We start from the raw sequence: 20,460 nt of genomic DNA, 5'->3' as shown, positions 1-20,460 counted from the left end.
CGGGGTGGCCCGCATGGATCCGCTGACCGAGCTGGACGCGCGTATCTCGGAGTGTGCCGCGTGCCCGCGCCTCGTCGCCTGGCGCGAAGAGGTCGGGCGGGTCAAGCGGGCCGCCTTCGCGGACTGGACGTACTGGGCACGGCCGGTGCCCGGCTTCGGGCCCGCGGATGCCTCGATGCTCGTCATCGGGCTCGCCCCCGCGGCGCACGGAGGAAACCGGACGGGGCGGATGTTCACGGGCGACCGCTCCGGAGACGTCCTGTACCGGGCGATGTACGAACTGGGCCTGGCCTCAAGCCCGTCAGCGGTATCCGTGGACGACGGACTGACGCTGCGCGGGGTACGCGTGACGTCGCCGGTGCACTGCGCCCCGCCGGAGAACAAACCGACTCCGGGCGAGCGCGACACGTGCAGGCCCTGGCTCGTACGGGAGATGGAGCTGCTTGGGCCGCGCCTGCGCTCGGCGGTGATCCTGGGGGCGTTCGGCTGGCAGGCGGCGCTGCCGGCCTTCGCGGCGGCAGGCTGGCAGGTGCCCAAGCCGCGGCCGAAGTTCGCACACGGCACGCGGGTGACGCTGGAGCGCGCGGACACCCGGGCGACCGGCGGCGCTTCAGGGTCCGTCGTACCCACGGATCCCGGACCGGGCCCCGTCACCCTGTACGGCTGTTTCCACGTCAGCCAGCGCAACACGTTCACCGGCAGGCTGACGCCGGACATGCTCAAGGACGTCCTGCGCGAGGCAGCCGGGGAGGCGGCCGTCCCGCCGTACGCGCCGTGAACACCTCACCCGGCGCCGGAAACGCCCGCAGCCCCCGCTCGCCGGGAGCGGGGGCTGCGGCGGAGTGCGGTCAGCCCTGGCGGCGCTTGAGGGAATCCTGCGCGTCCTTGGCGCGGTCGCGCATGTCGCCCATGGCCTTCTTGACCTCGCCCTTGGCCTGGTCGGCCTTGCCCTCGGCCTGCTTGTCACGGTCGCCCATGACCTTGCCGCCCATTTCCTTGGCCTTGCCCTTCATCTTGTCCATGCCGCCCTTGTCAGCCATGACCACTCCTTTGTCGGTGCAGCGCCCGCCGGTTTCACCTGTGATGCGGGCTCCTGCATTCAACGTAGGCGGCCGACGGTGACCCCGCGCGCCCAGTCGTCACGCACCGTAATGGCGGAGTGGATTCAGTCCAGGCAGAACTCGTTGCCCTCCGGGTCGGCCATCACGATGTGGCCCGCGCCCATCGGGGGAGCCGGCTCCTCGCGGCGCACCCGCCGGGCCCCCAGTGCCACAAGGCGCTGGCACTCGGCCTCCAGCGCCGCCATCCGCTCCTCTCCCTGAAGACCGGGAGCCGCGCGGACGTCGAGGTGGACACGGTTCTTGGCGACCTTGTCCTCCGGCACCTGCTGGAAGAACACCCGGGGTCCGATCCCCGCCGGGTCCTCGATGGCCGATCGGGAGTTGCGCTGATCCTCCGGAACGCCGATCCGCGCGAGGAAGTCGTCCCAGGCGGCCAGGGCGTCCGCGCCCTCGGGCAGGTCGACTCCGGGCGGGCCGGGGTGGATGTAGTCCAGGGCGTCGCGCCAGAAGGACGACAGGGCCCGCGGGTCGTGGGCGTCGAAGGTGATCTGCAGGTGGCGGCTCATCGGGTGGCTCCGTTCACGTCGGGATGCGTGTGCAGGTACAGGTCGCGCAGCAGGCAGACCTCGGACAGGTGGTGGATCAGCTCGCGGTGGACGTGCAGCACCAGGTCGGCCATGGGCGCCTCGGGGTAGGGCTCCTTGTCGCCGACCGGGACCCGCAGCCCCGCGTCGCCGATGCCGCGCACCCCGGTCAGCCAGCCGTCGAGCTGGGATTCGAGCTGGCCGAGTGCGGCGGACGCGCTGCCTGCGTACTCCCAGCTCTCGTAGGACGCCGCGGGCGCGCCGAAGTGTGCGGCGTTGCGGGCGGCGAGCACGCCCACGATGACGTGACCGAGCCGCCAGGCGATCGTGGTGAACGGCGCGGGCTCCGGCTGCGGGAAGGCGAAGTCGATCGCGAAGTCCCCGGAGCCGGCCTGCACGGGCGCCGTCGAGGTACCGCGCGGCCGCACGCTCCAGGAGTCCGGCACCGGCGACCAGAAGTACTCGTCATCGGTGAGGCCGTCGAGCCGGGCCCGGAGCTGATGGGTCCAGTGGAACTCCCACTGCTCGCAGAGCGTCCGGTTCCAGGCGGTTTCGTCTGGGTTCATGCAGCCACTGTGACAGCACAGGCGGACAGGATCGGTCCGCTATCTCTGGCAGGGTTGGCGCCATGGACGGGACAGGCGCCGAAGAGCGGGGCACGACGGAGCGGGTGCTCACCCTGCTCGGGCTGTTGCAGCAGCGCAGGGTCTGGACCGGCCCCGAGCTGGCAGGCCGGCTCGGGGTCACGTCCCGCACCGTGCGCCGCGACGTGGAGCGGCTGCGCACGCTCGGCTATCCGGTGCACGCCGGGCAGGGGGCCGGCGGCGGCTACCGCCTCGGGCCGGGGCAGGAGCTGCCGCCGCTGCTGCTCGACGACCAGGAGGCGATCGCGACCGCGGTCTCGCTCCTGGCCGGCGCGGGCGGCGCGGTCGCGGGCGCCGGAGATGCCGCCTTGCAGGCGCTGACCAAGCTCGACCAGGTGCTGCCCGCGCGGCTGCGGCACGAGGTGCGCGCGCTCACGGACTCGGTGGAGTCCTTCGGCGGCGGACGCACCCCCGTCGACCCCGAGGTGCTGATGACCCTGGCCCGAGCCTGCCGCGACGAGGTCGAGGCGGGCTTCGGCTATCGGTCCGGGGGCGAGGCGCGACGACGGCGGGTCGAGCCCTACCGCCTGGTCGCGTCGGACCGGCGCTGGTACCTCTTCGCCTACGACCTCGACCGCGAGGACTGGCGCACCTTCCGCGTCGACCGGATGACCGACGCGTCCGCGCGGACCTGGCATTTCCGGCCGCGCGACGCACCCGACGCGGCGGCTTACGTACAGGAGGGCGTGGCGAGCCGCGTCTACTCGCACCAGGCGCGTTTCCTCGTGCACGCGCCCGCCGACACGGTACGCGCGCAGATTCCGGCCGCGGCGGCGGTCGTGCGGCAGCGCGAGAACGGGCGGTGCGAGGTGCTCAGCGGCGGCGAACGCCTCGATGCCGTGCTGCTGCACATGCTCCTGCTGGGGCACGACTTCGAGGTCCTTGCTCCTGCGGAACTCGGGGAACGCTGCCGCGAACTGGCGCGGAGACTGCTGGCGGCCGGGGAAGCGGTCGCAGCACCGGCACCGGCACCGGAGCCGCGGGAATCATGAGGGGCACCACCCGGCCGACGAGACGCGCCCCCCGCCGCCTTCGGGTGGCAGCGGGAGGCGCGTGGCAGGGGGCGGGTCAGCAGTCGGGCACGCCGTCGATCTTCTCGCCGCCCACCAGGTAGACATTGCTGATCCACAGGCCGTCACTGCCGCCGGGCAGTTCGACGTAGGACCACCAGCTGCTCGATCCCTGGCCCGGCTCGGAGACGAAGTCGCCCTTCCGCTGGCAGAAGTCGATCAGCTTGCCGGGACCGAAGGTGGTCGGCGAGTCCGAGCCGACGGACGGTTCGACGTGCAGACGCACATTGCTGGCCCAGACCTGGACCTCCTTGCCCTCCAGGGCCTGCTGCGTCGCGGCGGGCCCGGCCGCCGCGACCGGCGCGCTCCCGGCCGATGCCGATGCCGTCACCGGTGCGATCAGTGCGAGCGCGCCGGCGGCCACCGCCAGTGCCGCGGTCCGTGCTGCGTCACGCGGAATCCTCATGTGCTGCTCCCCGTTGGTTGTTGCAGTTTGGTCGTTCGGTCGTTCTGTCGCTCGGTCGTTGTGTCGTGCTGTCAGGCGCCGCAGACCGGGACGCCGGGCAGCTGGTTGGAGGGCGTGTCCACGTAGTAGCTGGCGATCCAACCGCGCGAGTCGCCCCGCTCGATGAAGACCCACCAGTCGTTGCCGCTGACCGTCGCGCCCTTGCGCTGGCAGCGGGCCTCGAAGGACTGGCCGGGCTGCAACTTGCCCGAGACGACGGGGCAGTTGCCGGGCGACGGGAACCCGTCGCAGGTCGCCGGCGACTGCGGGTTGTCACGGACGTTCACATTGGTCGCCCAGACGGTGAAGGCGGCGGCTGCTCCCGCCTTCGGCGCCGCATCGGCGGAAGCCGTGCCCGCCGTCACGGCGAGGCCGCCCGCGGTCACCGCAAGCGCCGCGACGGTCCCGGTCAGAAAGGTACGTACGCTCATGTTCGTTCTCCCCGTGTAGTGCGTACTCTCATGCGCTACACGGGTCGCGACGGCCTCCCGTATGACACCTGATGATGTGACCTGTGTCACATGTACGTCAGGGGTCGCTCTTCTGCACGCAGTCGGGCACCGCCGCGCTGTTGCGGGTGCGGACGCCGGGGAGCCAGCCCTCCGCGCCGAGCGCCGTGCGCACCAGATACCACCGCGTGGACGTGATCCCCTTCTCGTCCTCCACGAGCGTGCCGTCGGCGATGACGCACAGTGCCTCCAGCGGGTCGCCGTGCCAGACGACGGCCGCCCGGTTGCCGGGCGCGGCATAGCGCTCGTACGGATCCTTCGCGACCCGCAACGCGCACTCCAGGGTGCGCAGTTCACGGCAGGCCGCCTCCGCGTTGTGCACCGTGACGGCCACGCTCCGCGCGCCCGCGGGAGGCACCGGCCGGTGCTGGGCGGACGGCCGCACCAGCCACCACGTCCCCAGCGCGACCGCACCGACCAGCGCCGCCGCGACGACGAGAGTCAGGCGACGGCGGCGCCCGCCCGGCGAGCCGAGAGGAGCGGTCAGCCGATGGATCCAGGGCCGGCGGCGCCCGGCGGGGGCGTCGGCCCGGACGCGCTCCCACAGCCCGTGCGGCACCTCGATCGCCTCGTCGGCGGCGCGCAACCGCTCGCGCAGCACGGCGACGGCCGCATCATCGGGACCCGGAGTGGGGTCGTCGGGGCCCGGGTTCGCGTTCAAGACGCCTTTCCTTCCTCGGGTCTGGGTTCGGAGCGCGCCGCGACGAGCATGCTGCGCAGGCTGTCCAGGGCGCGCGTGCGGTGACGGGCCGCGGTGCCCCGGTGCACCTTCATGATTTTCGCGGCCTCGTCGATGGTGTAGCCGTCGAGATCGACGAGGATGACGACGCCCGCCTGCCGCGCCGAGAGCCTGCTCAACAGTCGCACGGCTTCCCACTCGCCCTGCCGCCGCTCAAGACCGCCGTCCCAGGCGCCGTCGACGAAGGCAGCGCCGTACACACCGCCGCTCTCCGAAGCCCGCACCGCGGCATGCGTCTCGACGTCCTCGATGAGCACCTGGCGTCTCTCCCGTCGGTAGGCGTCCCGCACGACGCTCAGCAGGGCCGAGAACGCGTAGGCGTAGGGCTCGGGATGGGCGAGCAGCCGCTCGGGACGCCCGGCGAGCTTGAGATAGGCCTCGTGCACCGCGTCCTCGGCGAGCTGCCGGGACCCGGAGAACATCACGGCTCTGCGATAGAGCCTGGGCAGCAGGCCGCAGAAGACGTCGTCGAACGCTGCCCTGTCAGGCTTCGCGCCACCACTCTGTTCCTTGGGCATAGCCGCGTGAGGCTACCCCGCCGCACGACGCGCGAATCCGGCGTTCCGCGCTTGGTCGCCCCCGGCGCTCGGCCGGGGGCGCATTAACTGATTACCCATCAAGAACCGTTCTCAGCCCTGCCGATGAACACAACTCTGGTCCCACCCGTATCTAGGGCCGGACATGTCCCCGGCTTCGGCCGGTGACCGAGACCGGCATCCCCCACAGGAGGCGACGAGTTGAGGCACAAGCGAATACCCAAGCGAAAGGCCGTGCTGGCAGGGGCCGCGGCGATGGGCATGGTCGCGACAGCCGTCCTGCTGCAGCAGGCCAACGCCTCGCAGTCCGGGACGGAGGCCGCCGAGGGGCCCGCCGCCAAGAGGATCAGCGCGGCATCGGCGGCGAAGCTCCTGGAGCCGATGGCCTCGCAGCTGGGCGACGCCTACGGCGGGGCGTACTACGACGAGGCCAAGCAGCAGCTCGTCGTCAACGTCGTGGGCGACGACAACGCGGTGAACGTCCAGGTGCGCAGAGCCGGAGCGGTGGCGCGGAGCGTCGACAACAGCACGGGGGAACTGGGCACCGCCGCGAAGACGCTGGCCACGCGGGCCACCATCGCCGGAACCGCGTGGGCCACGGACCCCAGGACCAACCAGATCGTGGTCACGGCCGACCGCACGGTCACCGGCGAACGCTGGGACAAGCTCGAATCGACCGTCGATTCGCTGGGTACGGGCATGGCCCGCATCCAGAAGTCCGCGGGCGAGTTCAAGCCCTTCGCCTCGGGCGGTGACGCCATCTTCGGAGGCGGCGCGCGCTGTTCGCTGGGCTTCAACGTGACGACCGAGGACGGGAGCCCCGGCTTCCTCACCGCGGGACACTGCGGAGTGGCCGCCGAGAGCTGGTCCGATGCCCAGGGCGGCGCGGCCATCGGCACCGTCCAGGCCGCCACGTTCCCCGGAGAGGGCGACTTCGCCCTGGTCACGTACGACGATCCGGCCACCGAGGCCCCGAGCGAGGTCAACACGGGCGACGGCCAGGCCGTGGAGATCACACAGGCCGCCGAAGCCGCGGTCGGGCTCGAGGTGTCCCGCATGGGCAGCACCACGGGGCTCAACGAGGGCACCGTCACCGGGCTCAACGCCACGGTGAACTACGCGGAGGGCACCGTCACCGGACTCATCCAGACCGATGTGTGCGCCGAGCCGGGCGACAGCGGGGGCTCGCTGTTCACCGCCGACGGGAGCGCGATCGGCCTCACGTCGGGCGGCAGCGGCGACTGCACCGCGGGCGGCGAGACCTTCTTCCAGCCCGTGACGACCGCACTGGCGGCGGTCGGCGCGGAGATCGGAGCAGGAGGCGGCAATTGAAGTCGGCCCGGATGGCCACCCTCAGGGTGCGCGCACTGACGTATGGCCTGCTGTGCATCGGCCGTAGCGCGGACCGGCGGTCGTGACCGGGGCCGCGGCCGGACGGGTCACCGGCCGCGGCCCGCGGCTCAGCCGATCGGGAAGACGGCACCGGGGGCCGCGTGCACGACGGGTCCTCCGAAGCGGGTCGCGGCGCGGGCCACCGCCTGTTCCGGGGTGAGGGAGCGGCCCACATGCGTGACGATCAACCGTCCCGCGCGGGCCGCGCCGGCCGTGTCCCCGGCGTCCTCGGGCGTGTGATGGACCTGATCGCCGTCCGCGGGCCGCTCCGCGCTGTCGGCCTCGCACAGCAGTACGTCGCACCCCTCGGCCAGGCCGGTGAGGCCCGCGCACGGCGCCGTGTCTCCGGAGTAGACCAGCGACCTGCCCCCGGCGGTGACGCGCAGGGCAAAGGCCGGGATGCCGTGATCCACCGCCCGGCTGGTCAGCGTGAGCGCACCGACGGACACCTGGTGCCCGTCGTGCAGTTCATGAACGGCGAAGGCCGATTCGACCGGGCTGCGGACCGCGGAGTTGGTGAGGAAGTGGGCAAGCCGGTCGGCGATGCCCGGCGGCCCGTACAAGGGGATCGGCGCGGTGAGCCGCACGTCGGCGTAGAGCGCCCCGTAATAGGCGGTCAGCAGGTCCGCGCTGTGATCGGCGTGCAGATGCGAGATCCAGATCGCGTCCAACTCGTCGAGGCGGGCGTGCCGTTGCAGCGGCGCGAGCGTCCCGCTGCCCGCGTCCACCCACACCCGGGTGCCGCCATGGGACACCAGATATCCGGAGCACGGATTGTCCACGCTCGGATAGGGCGTCGCGGAGCCCAGAACGGTGAGACGGAGAAGATCGCCGGCCATCCGGCGAGTCTAGAACGCGTGGATCACCACCGAAGCGCGGTTCCGGAGCCGGCCTGCCCTACCCGGTCACGCGTCGCCCACCCAGCTTCCGTGGAAGCCCAGCGGCACCCGGCCGGGCAGGTGGACGCGGGCCAGCGGATGACCGGTGAAGTCCTGTGCCGCGAGGATCACCAGGTCGGTCGCGCCGCGGTCGGGGTCGTGCACGTAGGCGAGGACGTAGCCGTCGTCCTCGTCACTGGCGCCCCGGCGCGGCACGAACACCGGCTCGCTGGCCGCCGCCCCCTTCGGGAAGCGGACGACCTGCTTGCTGTCGCGCGACATGTCGTGCTTCACCAGGCAGTTGGTGAAATTCTCGTCCGGCGGGACCCCGTCGACCGTCTGGTACGCGCGCCACATCTCGGCCGCGCTCGTCGTGTACGCGTAGCGGTGCCGGCGCGAGACGAACGATTCGTTGACGCGGGGGAACTCCTGCGGCAGATCGTCGATGCGGGTGCTGCGGACCCGCCCGGAGCGCAGGTCGATCGTCCAGCGGTCGAGTGTCGGCGTGCCGGTCGCGGACGGGCCGCCGTTGCCCCGCCCCGCCACGTAGAGGGGGGCGGGCATGGAGGTGTACTCCACCACCACCTTGTCGCCCTGGTCGTATGCGTTCAGGGTGTGCGAGAAGAAGACCGGGTCGATCCCGAACCAGCGGGCGGCGCCCCCGGCCCGCGGCAGGAGCCCCAGGCGCATGGGGTGGCGGTCGTTCCAGGCGTACGGCACCATCGCGCCCTTCTCGGCGGCAGCCGCGTCGAACGTGACGGGGATGTCCACGATCACCACGTACTTCCGGGTGAGCGCGAAGTCGTGCATCATCGGCGCGTCCGCCACTGCGACCTTGGTGGACCGCGCCACCCGCCCGGTCCCGTCGATCATGATGTGCCGCACGTGGTCCCAGGTCGGGTAGTACGCCACCGCGTGCAACTCGTCCGCCGCCGCGTCGTACTTGGTGTGCGCGGTGAACGCGCCCTCCAGGGTGGAGCGGAAGTCGTAGGGGCGCACCGTGCGGAGTTCGCCGTCCAGTTCGTAGGGCAGCGGTCCGCTTTCCTGCAACGCCAGGATCCGCCCCTTGTACGGGATCACGTGCGTATTGCACGCGAAGTCGTCCGGCGGCGCCTGGCCGGGATACCTCTCGCCCAGCTTCTTCGCCACCTGCGAGGAGCGCACCCAGCGGTTGCGGTACCACTCGGCGCGTCCGCCGCGCAGCCGCACCCCGTGCACCATGCCGTCGCCCAGCATCCAGTGGTGTGCCCGCGGATCCTCGAGGCCCAGCGCGTTGGGTCCCGTGCGCAGATAGCGGCCGTCGAGGTCGCGCGGCACGCGGCCGGTCACCTTCAGGTCGAACGCGGTCAACTCCTCGGTGACCGGGGCGAAAGCGCCCTCCAGGAACGGGAGCGACGTCTTGCCGCCCGCCGCCGCGCGGGTCGCGGCCCGCGCCGCCGGGGCGTCATGGCCGAGGCCGAAGCCGCCGACCACGCTGCCCGCTGTGGCGAGCGCCGCGCCTTGCAGGATCCTCCGTCGTGTATGACCGGTCATCACGTCTCCCCGTTCGCCGTCGCCGCCCGGCGGGGCATCCGCAGGGCTGTTTGCTGGTGAGGGGATCAAGCCTGCTCCGGCGCGGGCCGCGGGTCAGGAGGTCTGGGGCCCGACCCGGGGGTGGTGCTGATGCCACCCCGGCTCAGTCGGCCGGCGGGGCGATCATGTCGGTCCGGACCGGCACGACGTGTCCGACACGAACGGAACATTCGGTCCGTCCGTGGCCGTGAGAACCACCCGGTAGGGTTCGGGATCATGGCGCCTCGCACTACTCAGATCCTCGAAGCGGCCGCACGGCTCATCGCCCGTCGCGGTGTCCGCGGCCTGCGCGTCGAAGAGCTCGCCGCGGAGGCGGGCGTCTCGACCGGACTGATCTACTACCACTTCAAGGACCGCACCGGGATCCTGCGCCAGACCCTTGAGTTCATCAACGACCGCGCCGAGCGCTACACGGCCGGTCAGGTGGCGGAGGGCGCCGAACCGCTCGCCCCGCGTGCCGAACTCGAAGAGACCCTCCTCCTGGAACTCCAGGACACCCCGGTGATCAGGGAGAACAGCACGGCCTGGGGCGAGCTGCGGGCCAGCGCCGTCTTCGACGAGGCGCTGCGGGACGACCTCGCCAGGGCCACGCTGGTGTGGGTCCAGGAGGTCGCGGCTCTCCTGGGCCAGGTGCAGCCCACGGCCCCGCCTCCCGCGCTGGCCGCCGCGGCCGAGCGGCTCACCGCCCAGCTCGAAGGGCTGAGCATGCGCTGGCTCAGCGGAGGCCTGCGGATCGACCACGCGCGCGACCTGATGCGCGGCGCCGTCGACGCCGAGCTTGCGGCGCTGCGGGGGAAGTGACCGCAGCGGGCCGCAGCCTGCTCGCCGTGGCGGGCGGCGAGGGTCAGGACATGCTCGTCGCGCCGTCCAGGGACTCCCGGATGATGTCGGCGTGGCCGGAGTGCTGGGCGGTCTCGGTGACGATGTGCATCAGGACCCGGCGGGCCGACCACTGGGCACTGGCTTCGAACCACGGTGCCTTCGGCAGCGGCCACGTGACGCCCAGGTCGGGCAGGGTGGCGACCAGGTCGTCGGTCCTGCGGGCCACATCGGCGTAGTCGTCGAGGACGCCCGCCAGCGTGTCGCCGGGCAGCATCCTGAATCCGTCGGTCCGGCGGATCCAGTCGGCCTGCGTCATGGCCGTGAAGTCCGGCATTGACGAGGGGCCGTTGACGATGAAGCCCGCCCAGCTCCGCTCCACCTCGGTGACGTGCTTGATCAGACCGCCGAGGCACAACTCGCTCGCGGTGGTGCGCAGACCGGCCTGCTCATCGGTGAGATCACGCGTGGTGAAACGCAGGAAGTGACGGTGCTTGGCCAGCGTCTCCAGCCATTCGGCACGCTCACCGGTGACGGCCGTGGCCGCGCCGCCCTCCGTCAGGCCGTCGTGAGTGGTCAGTTCGTTCGCAGTCATGGTCATGCCTTTCCGGTGCCAACTCTCTCGCCGTCGAAGACCACGCTAGAACTCGTATAGGTCAGATCGTGTCCTAGATGGAGAGGTGCCGACGATCTATGGCGGCACCTGTCGCGCCAACGTCGCGTGGTGTCGCACCCGTTGCCATGAGAGGGCAGTGGTTCTACGCTCACCCCGGTCTGCATGGCGAACATTGTTCATGTCCATGAATGAACTCATGACTGGAGTGCGTGATGCGCGCAAGATCCCGGGTGCGGTACGGCGCCCTGCTCACCGCGGCGGCCGCCCTCGCCTCGGTCCTGATGCCGGCCGCGCACGCCACCACCCGCGCGGAGGCGCCGCGCACCGCCGTACTCGACGGCAAACGGCTCCAGCAGACCAAGCTCCGCCTGGAACACGGCGACCCTCAACTGAAGCGCTCCCTAAGGCACTTGACCAAGCGCGCCGACGCCTGGACCGGACAGGGCCCCTGGACGGTCGTCGACAAACCCCGGCCCGCACCCGGCGGGGACGTCCACGACTATCTGAGCCAGGCGCCCTACTGGTGGCCCACGCAGCCGCCGGCCGCGGACAATCCGTGGGGCTGCCCGTACGAGCAGCGCGACGGACAGCGCAACCCCGAGGTCGACACCGGGACCGACCGCCAGGACGCGGAGAAGGTCTTCGACTCGACGTACGACCTGACGCTCGCCTGGTACTACACGGGCGAGAAGCGGTACGCCGAGAAGGCCGCATCCGTCCTGCGCACCTGGTTCCTCGACCCGGCGACCAGGATGAACCCCGATCTGGACCATGCGCAGTTCATCCCCTGCAAGTACGACGGCCGGGCCATCGGCATCATCGACTTCTCGCAGTCCTACACGAGCGTCGTGGACGCGATCGCGATCCTTGGCACGGGCGCCCCCGGCTGGTCGAAGAGCGACCGCGCCGCGATGGGGAAGTGGAACAGGGACTTCCTGGGCTGGCTCGTCGACAGCGACTTCGGCAAGCAGGAGAGCGCCGCGCAGAACAACCACGGCACGTTCTACGACATGCAGGTCGCCGCCCTCGCCTACGCCACCGGCGACACGGCCCTCGCCCGCCGCACCGTCCTCGACGCCCGCGCCCGGCGCATCGACCCGCAGATCGCGGGCGACGGCAGCCAGCCGCAGGAGCTCGCCCGGACACGGAGTTGGCACTACTCGACCTTCGACCTGGTCGCCTACACCCGGCTCGCCGCGATCGGCAGGAACGTGGGCGTGGACCTGTGGTCGCACCAAGGCCCCGACGGGCAGAGCCTGTTCAAGGCTGTGAATTATCTGCTGCCCGCGGCCACGGGCGCCGCGCAGTGGCCGCACCCCGAGCTGGAGTTCCACCGGTTCGCGGCGAGCGACGTCGTGCATGCCGCGGCCGACGCGGGTAACGCGGCCGCGCGCAAGGCGGTCCCGAAGCTGGAGACGCCGCCCGGCGGCGACCTGTGGGCCCTGCGTCCCGCGGCCGAGCAGCTGGACTCGATCGCGGGCTGAGCGGCGGAGCCGCCCGGACCCCGCACGCCTCTTGAGTTGCCCGCTGTAGCGGACCTAGGCTTGCCGGGCCGTAAATGAAACGTTTCATTTACCTTGTGGGCACTCGGATTCATCATCCAAGGGACGTGTGATGAGCGAAGAGCGTGAGACGCGGCGCGGCGGTGCGTGGGACCGCCGGGCCTTTCTGAGGACCTCCGCGGTCGGAGCCGGAGCGGGCGTCCTCGGCCTTGGCCAGGCCGGGGTGGCCGCCGCCGGGGACGACCGGGGCGGCGAGCGGAAGGGGGAGGGGGCGCTGAGAATCGAGCGCACCACGGTCGAGTACGCGACGACGCTCCTCGGCACGGACGTCGCCGAGCCGAGGCTGGGCTGGGAGCTGTCGGCGCCGGGCCACGGCGCCCGGCAGAGCGCGTATCAGATCAGGGTCTCGCTCGCCCCGGGCGAGAGCGAGGGCGAGGGCGATGCGAGGGCCGGGGCGGTGTGGGACTCCGGGCGCGTCACCTCCGCGCGGACCGTGCAAGTACCCTACGGCGGGCCCGCGCTGAAGCCCCGTACGCGCTATCAGTGGCAGGTGCGGGTCTGGGACGGCGACGGGCGGGCCTCGGCCTGGAGCGCCTCGCGCTGGTGGGAGACCGCGCTGGCCAAGGACGCCTGGCAGGGGCACTGGATCGGAGCGGACGCCGCTCCGAAGCCGCCCGGATTCGAGGGGGCTTCCTGGATCTGGTCGCCGGGCTCCACCTCGCAGGACGCTCCGGCCGGTGCCAGGTGGTTCCGCGGCGTGCTCGAACTGCCCGAGGGGGCCGAGGTGTCCGCCGCCCGGGTGGTGGCCACCGCCGACGACGACTTCACCCTCTGCCTGGACGGCGAGGAGGTGCTGCACGCCCCCGAGCAGACCGACGGCTGGCGCACCGCCCGTCTCGCCGACGTGACCGAGCGGGTCCGGGGCGCGGGCCGGCGTGTGGTGGTCGCCGCCCGTGCGACCAACCGCGGCAGCGCTTCGGTCAACCCGGGCGGCCTGCTCGTCCGGCTGCTGGTGGAAACCGGCGACGGCGCCGAGGAGTTGGTGACCGGGCCGGGGTGGCGCTGCGCGGAGTCGGAGCAGGAGGGCTGGCAGGAGGCGGGATTCGACGACAGCGGGTGGCCCGGGGCGAAGGTGCTCGCGCCGTTCGGCGAGGGGCCCTGGGGCAGTGACGCGCAGGTCCCCGCGGCCGAGCAGCCCGCGCCGCTGCTGCGCCGCGAGTTCACCGTCCGCAAGCCCGTGACCCGCGCCCGCCTATACCTCAGCGGCCTCGCCTACTACGAGGCGCACATCAACGGCCGCCGGATCGGCCGCCAAGTGCTCGATCCGGGTTTCACGGACTACGACGAGACGGTCTTCTACGCCGTGCACGACGTGACGGACCGCATCCGCCGCGGCGCCAATGCCATCGGTGTCACCCTCGGCCGCGGCTTCTACGGCATGACGACGCCGAACGTGTGGAACTGGCACAAGCCGCCGTGGCACGGGGAGCCGCAGCTCATCGGCCAGCTGGAGATCGAGCACCCGGACGGCTCCCGCACCACCCTCGCCACGGACGGATCGTGGCGGATCACCGAGGGCCCGACCCGGTCCAACTCCCTGTACGCGGGGGAGACCTACGACGCACGCGAGGATCCCGGCGACTGGACCGATCCGGGATTCGACGACGCCGGCTGGCAGCGGCCCGTGCGCCGCGAGCCGCCGAAGGGAACGCTGCGCGCGCAGCCCCACGACGCGATCGAGGTCATCGACACCGTGCGGCCCGTGGCGGTCGCGGCGCACGGCGAGGACTGGATCGTCGACATGGGGCGCACCCTGGCCGGCTGGACGCGGCTGCGCGTGCGGGCCGGTGCGGGGACGACGGTGCGGCTCGCGCACGGCGAGAAGCTCAAGGACGACGGAAGCGTGCACGCCGAAACGGGCCATGTGCCCGGCCGGTTCCAGACCGACGAGTACATCTGCGCGGGCGGCGGGGCCGCCGAGGTGTGGGAACCGCGCTTCTCGTACAAGGGCTTCCGCTATGTGCAGATCAGCGGGCTGCCCGGCAAGCCCGACCCGGACGACGTGCTCGGCCTGGTGGTGCACACACCCGTCGACGACACCGGCACCTTCGCCTGCTCCGAGCCCTTCTACGAGCGGCTCGAACGGGCCATGCGGCGCACGATCCAGAACAACCTGCACGGCATTCCCACCGACACGCCGATGTACGAGAAGAACGGCTGGACGGGTGACGCGCAGGTCGGCGCGCCCGTCATGATGTACGCCCTGGGCATGCACCGGTTCCTCGGCAAATGGCTCGGCGACCTGCGGGACAGCCAGAACAAGGACGGCCAGCTGCCGGTGATCGTGCCGAGCGGCGGCTGGGGATACGGGGATCTGGGCCCGTCCCCGGAATGGACCACGGTCTATCCGTTCCTCGTGCGTGAGATGTACCGGGTCTACGGCGACGAGCGCGTGATCAAGGAGCATCTGCCAGCCCTGGTGCGCTACTTGGACTGGGAGGCCGACCGCCTGAAGGACGGCCTGGCGGTGACGGCGCTCGGCGACTACCTCTCGCCCGGCTACGGCGGCAATCCGCCCGAGGACACCCGGCTCACGGCGAGCGCCTATCTGCACCGGGCGCTCACCGACACCGCCGAGCTGGCCCGTATAGCGGGTGACAACGATGTCGCTCGGCGCTTCTCCGGTACCGCCGAGCAGCTGAAGAAGAGCCTCAACGCGACGTTCCTCGCCCCCGAGGGCCACTACCGCACGGCCAAGGACCCCGAATACCGGCAGACCAACAACTGCATCCCGCTGGCCTTCGGCCTGGTCCCGCCGGGCGCCCGCGCCAGTGTCACGGCGTCGCTGCTCGCGGACATCGAGAAACGGGGCAACCACCTCAACACCGGCTGCCTCGGCACGAGCGTGCTGCTGCGCTGCCTGAGCGCGCAGGGCCACTCCGACGTGGCGCACGCCATCGCGACGCAGCGCAGCTATCCGGGCTGGGGCCACTGGCTGGACAACGGCGCGGACACCATGTGGGAGATGTGGCCGCTCGACTCACGCTCGCGCGACCACTACTTCCAGGGCACCGTGGTGCAGTGGCTCTACGAGAACGTGGCGGGGCTGCGGCCCGGCGACGAGGGGTACCGGACCTTCACCGTGCGGCCCGACGCGCGTGCGGGTGTCACCTGGGTGCGCACCGCGTTGCGCACCGTGCGGGGCCCGGCCGAGGTGTCCTGGTCGCGCGTCGACAAGACCGTGCGCCTCACGGTGCGGGTGCCGGTGGGCGCGACGGCGGAGGTCCATGTTCCTGCCGCGTCGCGCAAGGAGGCGCGGGCGCCGCAGGGCACGGAGTTCGTGCGGACCGAGCCGGGCTATGCGGTGTACCGGGCCCCGCACGGCACCTGGGGGTTCAGCGGGCGCCCCTGACGTCCTGAAGTCCTCACGGCCCTCCCGCTCCGGCGCCGGCACGCCGGAGCGGGAGGGCCGCGGGCGTGTTCTGCGGGCCAGGTGGTCCGCCCGGCGCTCTGCGGCCCGGTTCTCCCGCCGGCGCGACGCATCCCGGCGCGAAGGCTCTGCCCCGGCGGACCCCGCCGCGCGTGCCGCGGTAGCCGCGGGAGCCGCGCGGGTGACGTGCGGTCAGCCGAGCCAGCTGTACAGGGCCGCGGCCACGAGCAGCACCACGACCACGGCCGTCAGGACCAGCGTGCCGGGTCCCGTGTGCAGCGAGCGTTCCTGATCGGCGCGCTTCTCCTCGATGAAGGCCTTCGCATCGGCATCCGTGCGCGTGCGGACCCATTGGCCGTTCTGTCCCGGATTGGGAAACATCTTGCACCCCCTGTGTCAACTCCGGGGCGCCTCACCACTTTTCATCTGCCCAAACCACACCGGCCCCGTGCGTCCCGTGCGGCGCGCGCAGCGGCTCCCGGATCTTCACCCTGCGCTCTCGCGTGGTGCCGGGTAATTTGTCCACATTTGTAGTGAAATAAGATTTCTGGTCTGTGCTCGGCAGGCCGGAAGAGGAGCCCTGCACGTGTGCAGGGGGAAAGGCGCGCGATGGCCAAGACCTTGCACGCCCCGCCCGTCGTGACGGAGCAGCGCAGCCGGATCCCGGCCGGGCGCGTCCCGCGACGCGCCGGAAGCCAGGGCCTGCTGGCCGCCGTGGCAGTGGCCTTCACGCTGGCCCAACTGGCCCTCGTGCGGCCCGGCATGGGTCTGGGCTGGGACGAGGCGGTATACGTCAGCCAGGTCAGCGGCCACGCGCCGGCGGCGTTCTTCAGCGCGCCCCGTGCCCGCGGGATCTCCCTGCTCGTCGCGCCGATCGCCTCATGGTCGTCGTCCACCGAGCTGCTGCGGATCTATCTCGCCGTGCTGTCCGGCCTCGGCCTCTTCCTCGCGCTGCGCGTCTGGCGAGGCCTCTTCCCCGTACGGGTGCTCGCCCTCGCGGGCGCCCTGTTCGCGACGCTCTGGGTGACCGTCTTCTACGGCCCGGAGGTCATGCCCAACTACTGGGTCGCCATCGGCGCCCTGGCGGCCGTCGGATGCTTCCTGCGGGCCAGGGCGGACCGCCGTGACCGGGCCGCGCTGTGGGGCCTGGGCGCGAGCGCGGCACTGATGGCGTGGATGCGGCCCGCCGACGCCGTCTGGGTGGTCTTCCCGATGGCCGTCCTGCTGGTCTGCGCCCGCGGATGGCGCCGGCCGCGACCCTTTGCGGCGCTGGCCGCGGGGCTTGGAGCGGGGGCGCTCGGCTGGGTCATCGAGGCGTACGCCAGCTTCGGTGGCTTGGGGGCCCGCCTCGCCGCTGCCTCCGACATCCAGGGCGGCCTCGGCTGGAACATCGCCGTCCTCGACCAGTTGCGCAGCCTGCGCGGCCAGACCCTGTGCCGCCCGTGCACTGCCGCCGTGCCGGAGCCGCAGCTGATCGCCTGGTGGTTCGTCCTGCCGCTCCTTGCCGCACTCGGTCTCGCCGTCGCGGTCAGGGGCCGGCGCACCGCGGGCACGCTCCTGCCGCTGGCCTGCGCCGCCACGGCGAGCATCCCGTACCTCTTCATGATCGGGTACGCGGCGCCGCGCTTCCTGCTCCCTTTCTATGCGCTGCTCGCCATCCCGGTCGCCGACGCCCTCGTCCACCTGGTCACCAGTTCGCGCCAGGCGTGGCGGCCGGTGGTCGTGACGGCGGTGGCGCTCGTCCTCGCCGGTCACCTGGCCGTGCAGTACGCGGTGCTCCAGGACACGGTGGACCGCTCCACCGCCGGTCGGGAGCAGTGGGCACGTACGGCATCCGAGCTGCACCGCCTGGGCGTGCGGCCGCCGTGCGTGGTGACCGGGCAGGAGGCCCTGCCGATCGCCTTCTACGCCGGGTGCTCCTCCGCCCAGACCGACGGGCACAACGCGAGTACCACGCAGGCCGACCTCCTGCGGACGGCGCGGCACACGCCGACGGCCGCCATCGGCGCGGTACAGGACGGGCCGCCCGGGTACGCGAGCGGCTGGCCGTCCCATCGGTTCGGTGACCTGCGCATCCAGGTGAGTCCCGCGGTCGGGGCCGGGGCGCGGGGGTGAGGCGACGCGTCCGGCCCCCGCGGTTCCCGCGTGGCGAACATACGCACCTTTTTTGGATGAATGATCGGTTTGCGCCCTGAGGTGTCGGGTACCCCGGACAAGGGCCGGAACGCATGGTTCCGCCTGCGGTCCCGCCCGTCACCTCGCACCCCTCGTTCTGGAGAGTTCATGTCAGACCAGCACAAGAGTTCCTTTGCGACGGTGAGCCCGTACACGGGAGAGACCCTCAGGGAGTTCCCGGAGATCGAGGGCGAAAAGGTCGACTCCCTGCTGGAAACCGCGAGCCGGGCGTTCGACGCGTGGCGCGAGCGGCCCGTCGAGGAGCGTGCGGCCGTCGTCGCCCGTGCGGCAGGCCTGATGAAGGAACGCAAGGAAGAGCTGGCCCAGCTCATCACGCTGGAGATGGGCAAGCTCATCTCCGAGGCGCGCGGGGAGGTTGATCTGGCCGCCTCGATCCTGACGTACTACGCCGAGCACGGGCCGGACTTCGCAGCCCCCGAGCCGCTCGACGTCGAGGAGGGGGAGGCGTACCTCGTCAACGAGCCCCTCGGTGTCCTGCTCGGCGTCATGCCGTGGAACTTCCCGCTCTACCAGGTGGTCCGTTTCGCGGGGCCGAACCTGCTGCTCGGCAATACCGTGCTGGTCAAGCACGCCGGTATCTGCCCGCAGTCCGCACTCGCCCTGGAGACCCTCTTCCGGGACGCGCAGGCCCCCGAGGGCGTCTACACGAACCTGTTCGTGAGCCACGAGGAGATCTCGCGCATCATCGACAGCCCGGTGGTCCGCGGAGCCTCGCTGACCGGCAGTGAGGGAGCCGGATCCAAGGTCGCCGAACGGGCCGGGCGGAACATGAAACCCAGCCTCCTGGAGCTCGGCGGCAGCGACGTCTTCATCGTCCTCGACCGGGAGAACCTCGAGCGCACCATCGGAGCCGCGGTGGCGGGCCGGATGGCCAACACCGGACAGAGCTGCGTGGCCTCGAAACGGTTCATCGTCCTTGCGGACGTGTACGACGACTTCGTCGAGGGCATGCGCCGGAAGTTCGAGGAACTGCGGCCCGGCAACCCGGCGGACGAATCGACCACCCTGGGACCGCTCTCCTCCGAGCAGGCGGCAGCGGACCTGGCCGACCAGATCCGCGAGACGGTGGACCAGGGCGCCGAGCTGGTTACCGGGGGCCACCGGATCGACCGGCCCGGTGCTTTCGTCGAACCGACCGTCATCACCGGCGTCAGGCCGGGCATGCGCGCCTACGCCGAGGAGCTCTTCGGCCCCGCCGCGGTCATCTACCGCGTCGCCGACGAGGACGAGGCCATCGCCCTGGCCAACGACAGTCAGTACGGCCTCGGCGGATCCGTGTTCTGCGGGGACGTGGAGCGGGGGCGCCGGGTGGCCGAGCGGGTGGAGACCGGCATGGTCTGGGTCAACCACCCGACATCGACCCAGCCCGACCTGCCCTTCGGAGGCATCAAGCGGTCGGGCTACGGGCGAGAGCTCTCCAAGCTCGGCATGCAGGAATTCGTGAACCGCAAGCTGGTCCGCGTCCTGCCGCCCGACGCGAAGCTCAGCGGCATCGCCGGCTGAACGCCCCGGACACCGCCGCCGGGCCATCCGGACTCCGGCACCGCGAAGCCGGGCTCCGGCACCAAGACGTACGGCAGCACGACATACGGCAACACAAGGAGTCACCGTGAGCGCAGTACCCGCCATCACCCTCAACAACGCAGTGCAAATCCCCCAGCTCGGCTTCGGCACCTTCCAGATCGAGCCGGAGGAGACCCGCGAGACGACGCTGGCCGCGCTGGAGGCCGGCTACCGGCACATCGACACGGCCCAGATGTACGGCAACGAGAAGGAGGTCGGCGAGGCGGTCCGCGACTCCGGCATCGACCGCTCCGACATCTTCGTGACCAGCAAGCTCAACAACGGCGCCCATGCGCACGACGACGCCCTCAAGGCGTTCGACCGCACGATGGACGAGCTGGGACTCGACTACCTGGACCTCTTCCTCATCCACTGGCCGCTGCCGGACAAGGGCGACTTCGTGGAGACCTGGAAGGCCCTGGAGGAGATCTACCGCTCGGGCCGCGCCAAGGCCATCGGAGTCTCCAACTTCCAGCCCAACCACCTGAACCGGCTGATGCAGAACACCGACGTGGTGCCCGCGGTCAACCAGATCGAGGTGCACCCCTACCTCACGCAGGACGACGTCAGGGCCTTCGGTGCCGAGCACGACATCGCCACCGAGGCCTGGTCGCCCATCGCGCAGGGCAAGGTTCTCGACGATCCGACCATCAACCGCATCGCGCAGCGCGAGGGCAAGACGGCCGCCCAGGTCACCCTGCGCTGGCACATCCAGCGCGGCGACATCGTCTTCCCGAAGTCGGTGACGCAGCGGCGCATCGAGCAGAACTTCGACATCTTCGACTTCGAACTCAGCGAGGGCGACATCGGTGAGATCTCCGCACTGAACCGCGACGAGCGCACCGGCCCCGACCCGGACACCTTCCACGGCTGAGCGCCGACCGCGACAGGCGGGGCCCGGGCC

General features: G+C 71.5%; 20 protein-coding genes. 9 read left to right on the top strand and 11 right to left on the bottom strand.

Features of this window, described 5'->3' with window-relative positions; all coding sequences use genetic code 11:
• Window positions 1-13: 13 nt before the first annotated feature.
• Window positions 14-778: a uracil-DNA glycosylase gene (locus ACQKIP_RS12680; RefSeq protein ID WP_365854657.1), complete on the top strand. Its 765-nt coding sequence runs from the start codon at window positions 14-16 to the stop codon at window positions 776-778.
• Window positions 779-848: 70 nt separating this feature from the next.
• On the opposite strand, the gene ACQKIP_RS12675 is transcribed toward ACQKIP_RS12680, so the two are convergent.
• The 3 genes from ACQKIP_RS12675 to ACQKIP_RS12665 form a co-directional block, all read right to left on the bottom strand.
• Complete coding sequence (locus ACQKIP_RS12675) at window positions 849-1,040, bottom strand: CsbD family protein (protein ID WP_365854655.1); 192 nt, start codon at window positions 1,038-1,040, stop codon at window positions 849-851.
• Window positions 1,041-1,165: 125 nt separating this feature from the next.
• Window positions 1,166-1,627 carry a VOC family protein gene (locus ACQKIP_RS12670; RefSeq protein WP_365854653.1) on the bottom strand — a complete coding sequence of 154 codons (462 nt, stop codon included), beginning with the start codon at window positions 1,625-1,627 and terminating at the stop codon, window positions 1,166-1,168.
• On the bottom strand, window positions 1,624-2,211 hold the full coding sequence (locus tag ACQKIP_RS12665) for a DinB family protein (RefSeq protein WP_365854651.1): 588 nt from the start codon (window positions 2,209-2,211) through the stop codon (window positions 1,624-1,626). The genes ACQKIP_RS12670 and ACQKIP_RS12665 overlap by 4 nt, the downstream gene beginning before the upstream one ends.
• 62 nt (window positions 2,212-2,273) lie before the next feature.
• On the opposite strand from ACQKIP_RS12665, the gene ACQKIP_RS12660 reads away from it, so the two are divergent.
• Complete coding sequence (locus ACQKIP_RS12660; RefSeq protein WP_365854649.1) at window positions 2,274-3,281, top strand: helix-turn-helix transcriptional regulator; 1,008 nt, start codon at window positions 2,274-2,276, stop codon at window positions 3,279-3,281.
• 76 nt (window positions 3,282-3,357) lie between these two features.
• On the opposite strand, the gene ACQKIP_RS12655 is transcribed toward ACQKIP_RS12660, so the two are convergent.
• The 4 genes from ACQKIP_RS12655 to ACQKIP_RS12640 form a co-directional block, all read right to left on the bottom strand.
• Window positions 3,358-3,765: a peptidase M23 gene (locus ACQKIP_RS12655; RefSeq protein ID WP_365854647.1), complete on the bottom strand. Its 408-nt coding sequence runs from the start codon at window positions 3,763-3,765 to the stop codon at window positions 3,358-3,360.
• A gap of 71 nt (window positions 3,766-3,836) precedes the next feature.
• Window positions 3,837-4,235, bottom strand: a complete 399-nt coding sequence (locus ACQKIP_RS12650) for a hypothetical protein (RefSeq protein WP_361182878.1) — start codon at window positions 4,233-4,235, stop codon at window positions 3,837-3,839.
• A gap of 97 nt (window positions 4,236-4,332) precedes the next feature.
• On the bottom strand, window positions 4,333-4,974 hold the full coding sequence (locus ACQKIP_RS12645; RefSeq protein WP_365854644.1) for a hypothetical protein: 642 nt from the start codon (window positions 4,972-4,974) through the stop codon (window positions 4,333-4,335).
• Window positions 4,971-5,570 carry an RNA polymerase sigma factor gene (locus ACQKIP_RS12640; protein ID WP_365854642.1) on the bottom strand — a complete coding sequence of 200 codons (600 nt, stop codon included), beginning with the start codon at window positions 5,568-5,570 and terminating at the stop codon, window positions 4,971-4,973. The genes ACQKIP_RS12645 and ACQKIP_RS12640 overlap by 4 nt, the downstream gene beginning before the upstream one ends.
• Before the next feature lie 219 nt (window positions 5,571-5,789).
• On the opposite strand from ACQKIP_RS12640, the gene ACQKIP_RS12635 reads away from it, so the two are divergent.
• Window positions 5,790-6,920 carry a S1 family peptidase gene (locus ACQKIP_RS12635; RefSeq protein WP_365854640.1) on the top strand — a complete coding sequence of 377 codons (1,131 nt, stop codon included), beginning with the start codon at window positions 5,790-5,792 and terminating at the stop codon, window positions 6,918-6,920.
• A 128-nt stretch (window positions 6,921-7,048) separates the two neighbouring features.
• Here the strand turns inward: ACQKIP_RS12635 and ACQKIP_RS12630 are convergent, their stop codons facing one another.
• Window positions 7,049-7,819: an MBL fold metallo-hydrolase gene (locus ACQKIP_RS12630; RefSeq protein WP_365854638.1), complete on the bottom strand. Its 771-nt coding sequence runs from the start codon at window positions 7,817-7,819 to the stop codon at window positions 7,049-7,051.
• Between the two features lie 66 nt (window positions 7,820-7,885).
• A complete protein-coding gene (locus ACQKIP_RS12625) occupies window positions 7,886-9,391 on the bottom strand; it encodes a carotenoid oxygenase family protein (protein WP_365854636.1) in 1,506 nt (501 codons plus the stop codon).
• Window positions 9,392-9,646: 255 nt separating this feature from the next.
• Between ACQKIP_RS12625 and ACQKIP_RS12620 the strand changes: the two genes are divergently transcribed.
• Window positions 9,647-10,231 carry a TetR/AcrR family transcriptional regulator gene (locus ACQKIP_RS12620; protein WP_365854633.1) on the top strand — a complete coding sequence of 195 codons (585 nt, stop codon included), beginning with the start codon at window positions 9,647-9,649 and terminating at the stop codon, window positions 10,229-10,231.
• A gap of 43 nt (window positions 10,232-10,274) precedes the next feature.
• On the opposite strand, the gene ACQKIP_RS12615 is transcribed toward ACQKIP_RS12620, so the two are convergent.
• Window positions 10,275-10,844 carry a DinB family protein gene (locus tag ACQKIP_RS12615; protein WP_365854631.1) on the bottom strand — a complete coding sequence of 190 codons (570 nt, stop codon included), beginning with the start codon at window positions 10,842-10,844 and terminating at the stop codon, window positions 10,275-10,277.
• Between the two features lie 233 nt (window positions 10,845-11,077).
• Here ACQKIP_RS12615 and ACQKIP_RS12610 point away from each other — a divergent pair, with 233 nt between their 5' ends.
• Both ACQKIP_RS12610 and ACQKIP_RS12605 read left to right on the top strand, forming a co-directional pair.
• The gene (locus ACQKIP_RS12610) at window positions 11,078-12,349 is read left to right on the top strand and encodes an alginate lyase family protein (RefSeq protein WP_365854629.1); all 1,272 of its coding nucleotides are present in this window, start codon (window positions 11,078-11,080) and stop codon (window positions 12,347-12,349) included.
• 130 nt (window positions 12,350-12,479) lie between these two features.
• On the top strand, window positions 12,480-15,779 hold the full coding sequence (locus ACQKIP_RS12605) for a family 78 glycoside hydrolase catalytic domain (protein ID WP_427742966.1): 3,300 nt from the start codon (window positions 12,480-12,482) through the stop codon (window positions 15,777-15,779).
• Between the two features lie 210 nt (window positions 15,780-15,989).
• Here ACQKIP_RS12605 and ACQKIP_RS12600 read toward each other — a convergent pair whose 3' ends face one another.
• The gene (locus tag ACQKIP_RS12600) at window positions 15,990-16,178 is read right to left on the bottom strand and encodes a hypothetical protein (protein WP_365854625.1); all 189 of its coding nucleotides are present in this window, start codon (window positions 16,176-16,178) and stop codon (window positions 15,990-15,992) included.
• Between the two features lie 228 nt (window positions 16,179-16,406).
• Here ACQKIP_RS12600 and ACQKIP_RS12595 point away from each other — a divergent pair, with 228 nt between their 5' ends.
• From ACQKIP_RS12595 to ACQKIP_RS12585, 3 genes are all read left to right on the top strand, one after another.
• Window positions 16,407-17,912, top strand: a complete 1,506-nt coding sequence (locus ACQKIP_RS12595) for a hypothetical protein (protein ID WP_365854623.1) — start codon at window positions 16,407-16,409, stop codon at window positions 17,910-17,912.
• Window positions 17,913-18,080: 168 nt separating this feature from the next.
• Complete coding sequence (locus tag ACQKIP_RS12590; RefSeq protein WP_365854620.1) at window positions 18,081-19,496, top strand: NAD-dependent succinate-semialdehyde dehydrogenase; 1,416 nt, start codon at window positions 18,081-18,083, stop codon at window positions 19,494-19,496.
• Window positions 19,497-19,602: 106 nt separating this feature from the next.
• Window positions 19,603-20,430 carry an aldo/keto reductase gene (locus ACQKIP_RS12585; protein WP_365854618.1) on the top strand — a complete coding sequence of 276 codons (828 nt, stop codon included), beginning with the start codon at window positions 19,603-19,605 and terminating at the stop codon, window positions 20,428-20,430.
• The last annotated feature ends 30 nt before the right edge of the window (window positions 20,431-20,460 follow it).

This window comes from Streptomyces sp. NPDC059900, assembly GCF_050270335.1.
GTDB lineage: Bacteria > Actinomycetota > Actinomycetes > Streptomycetales > Streptomycetaceae > Streptomyces.
This window is presented reverse-complemented; position numbering and strand designations above follow the sequence as displayed.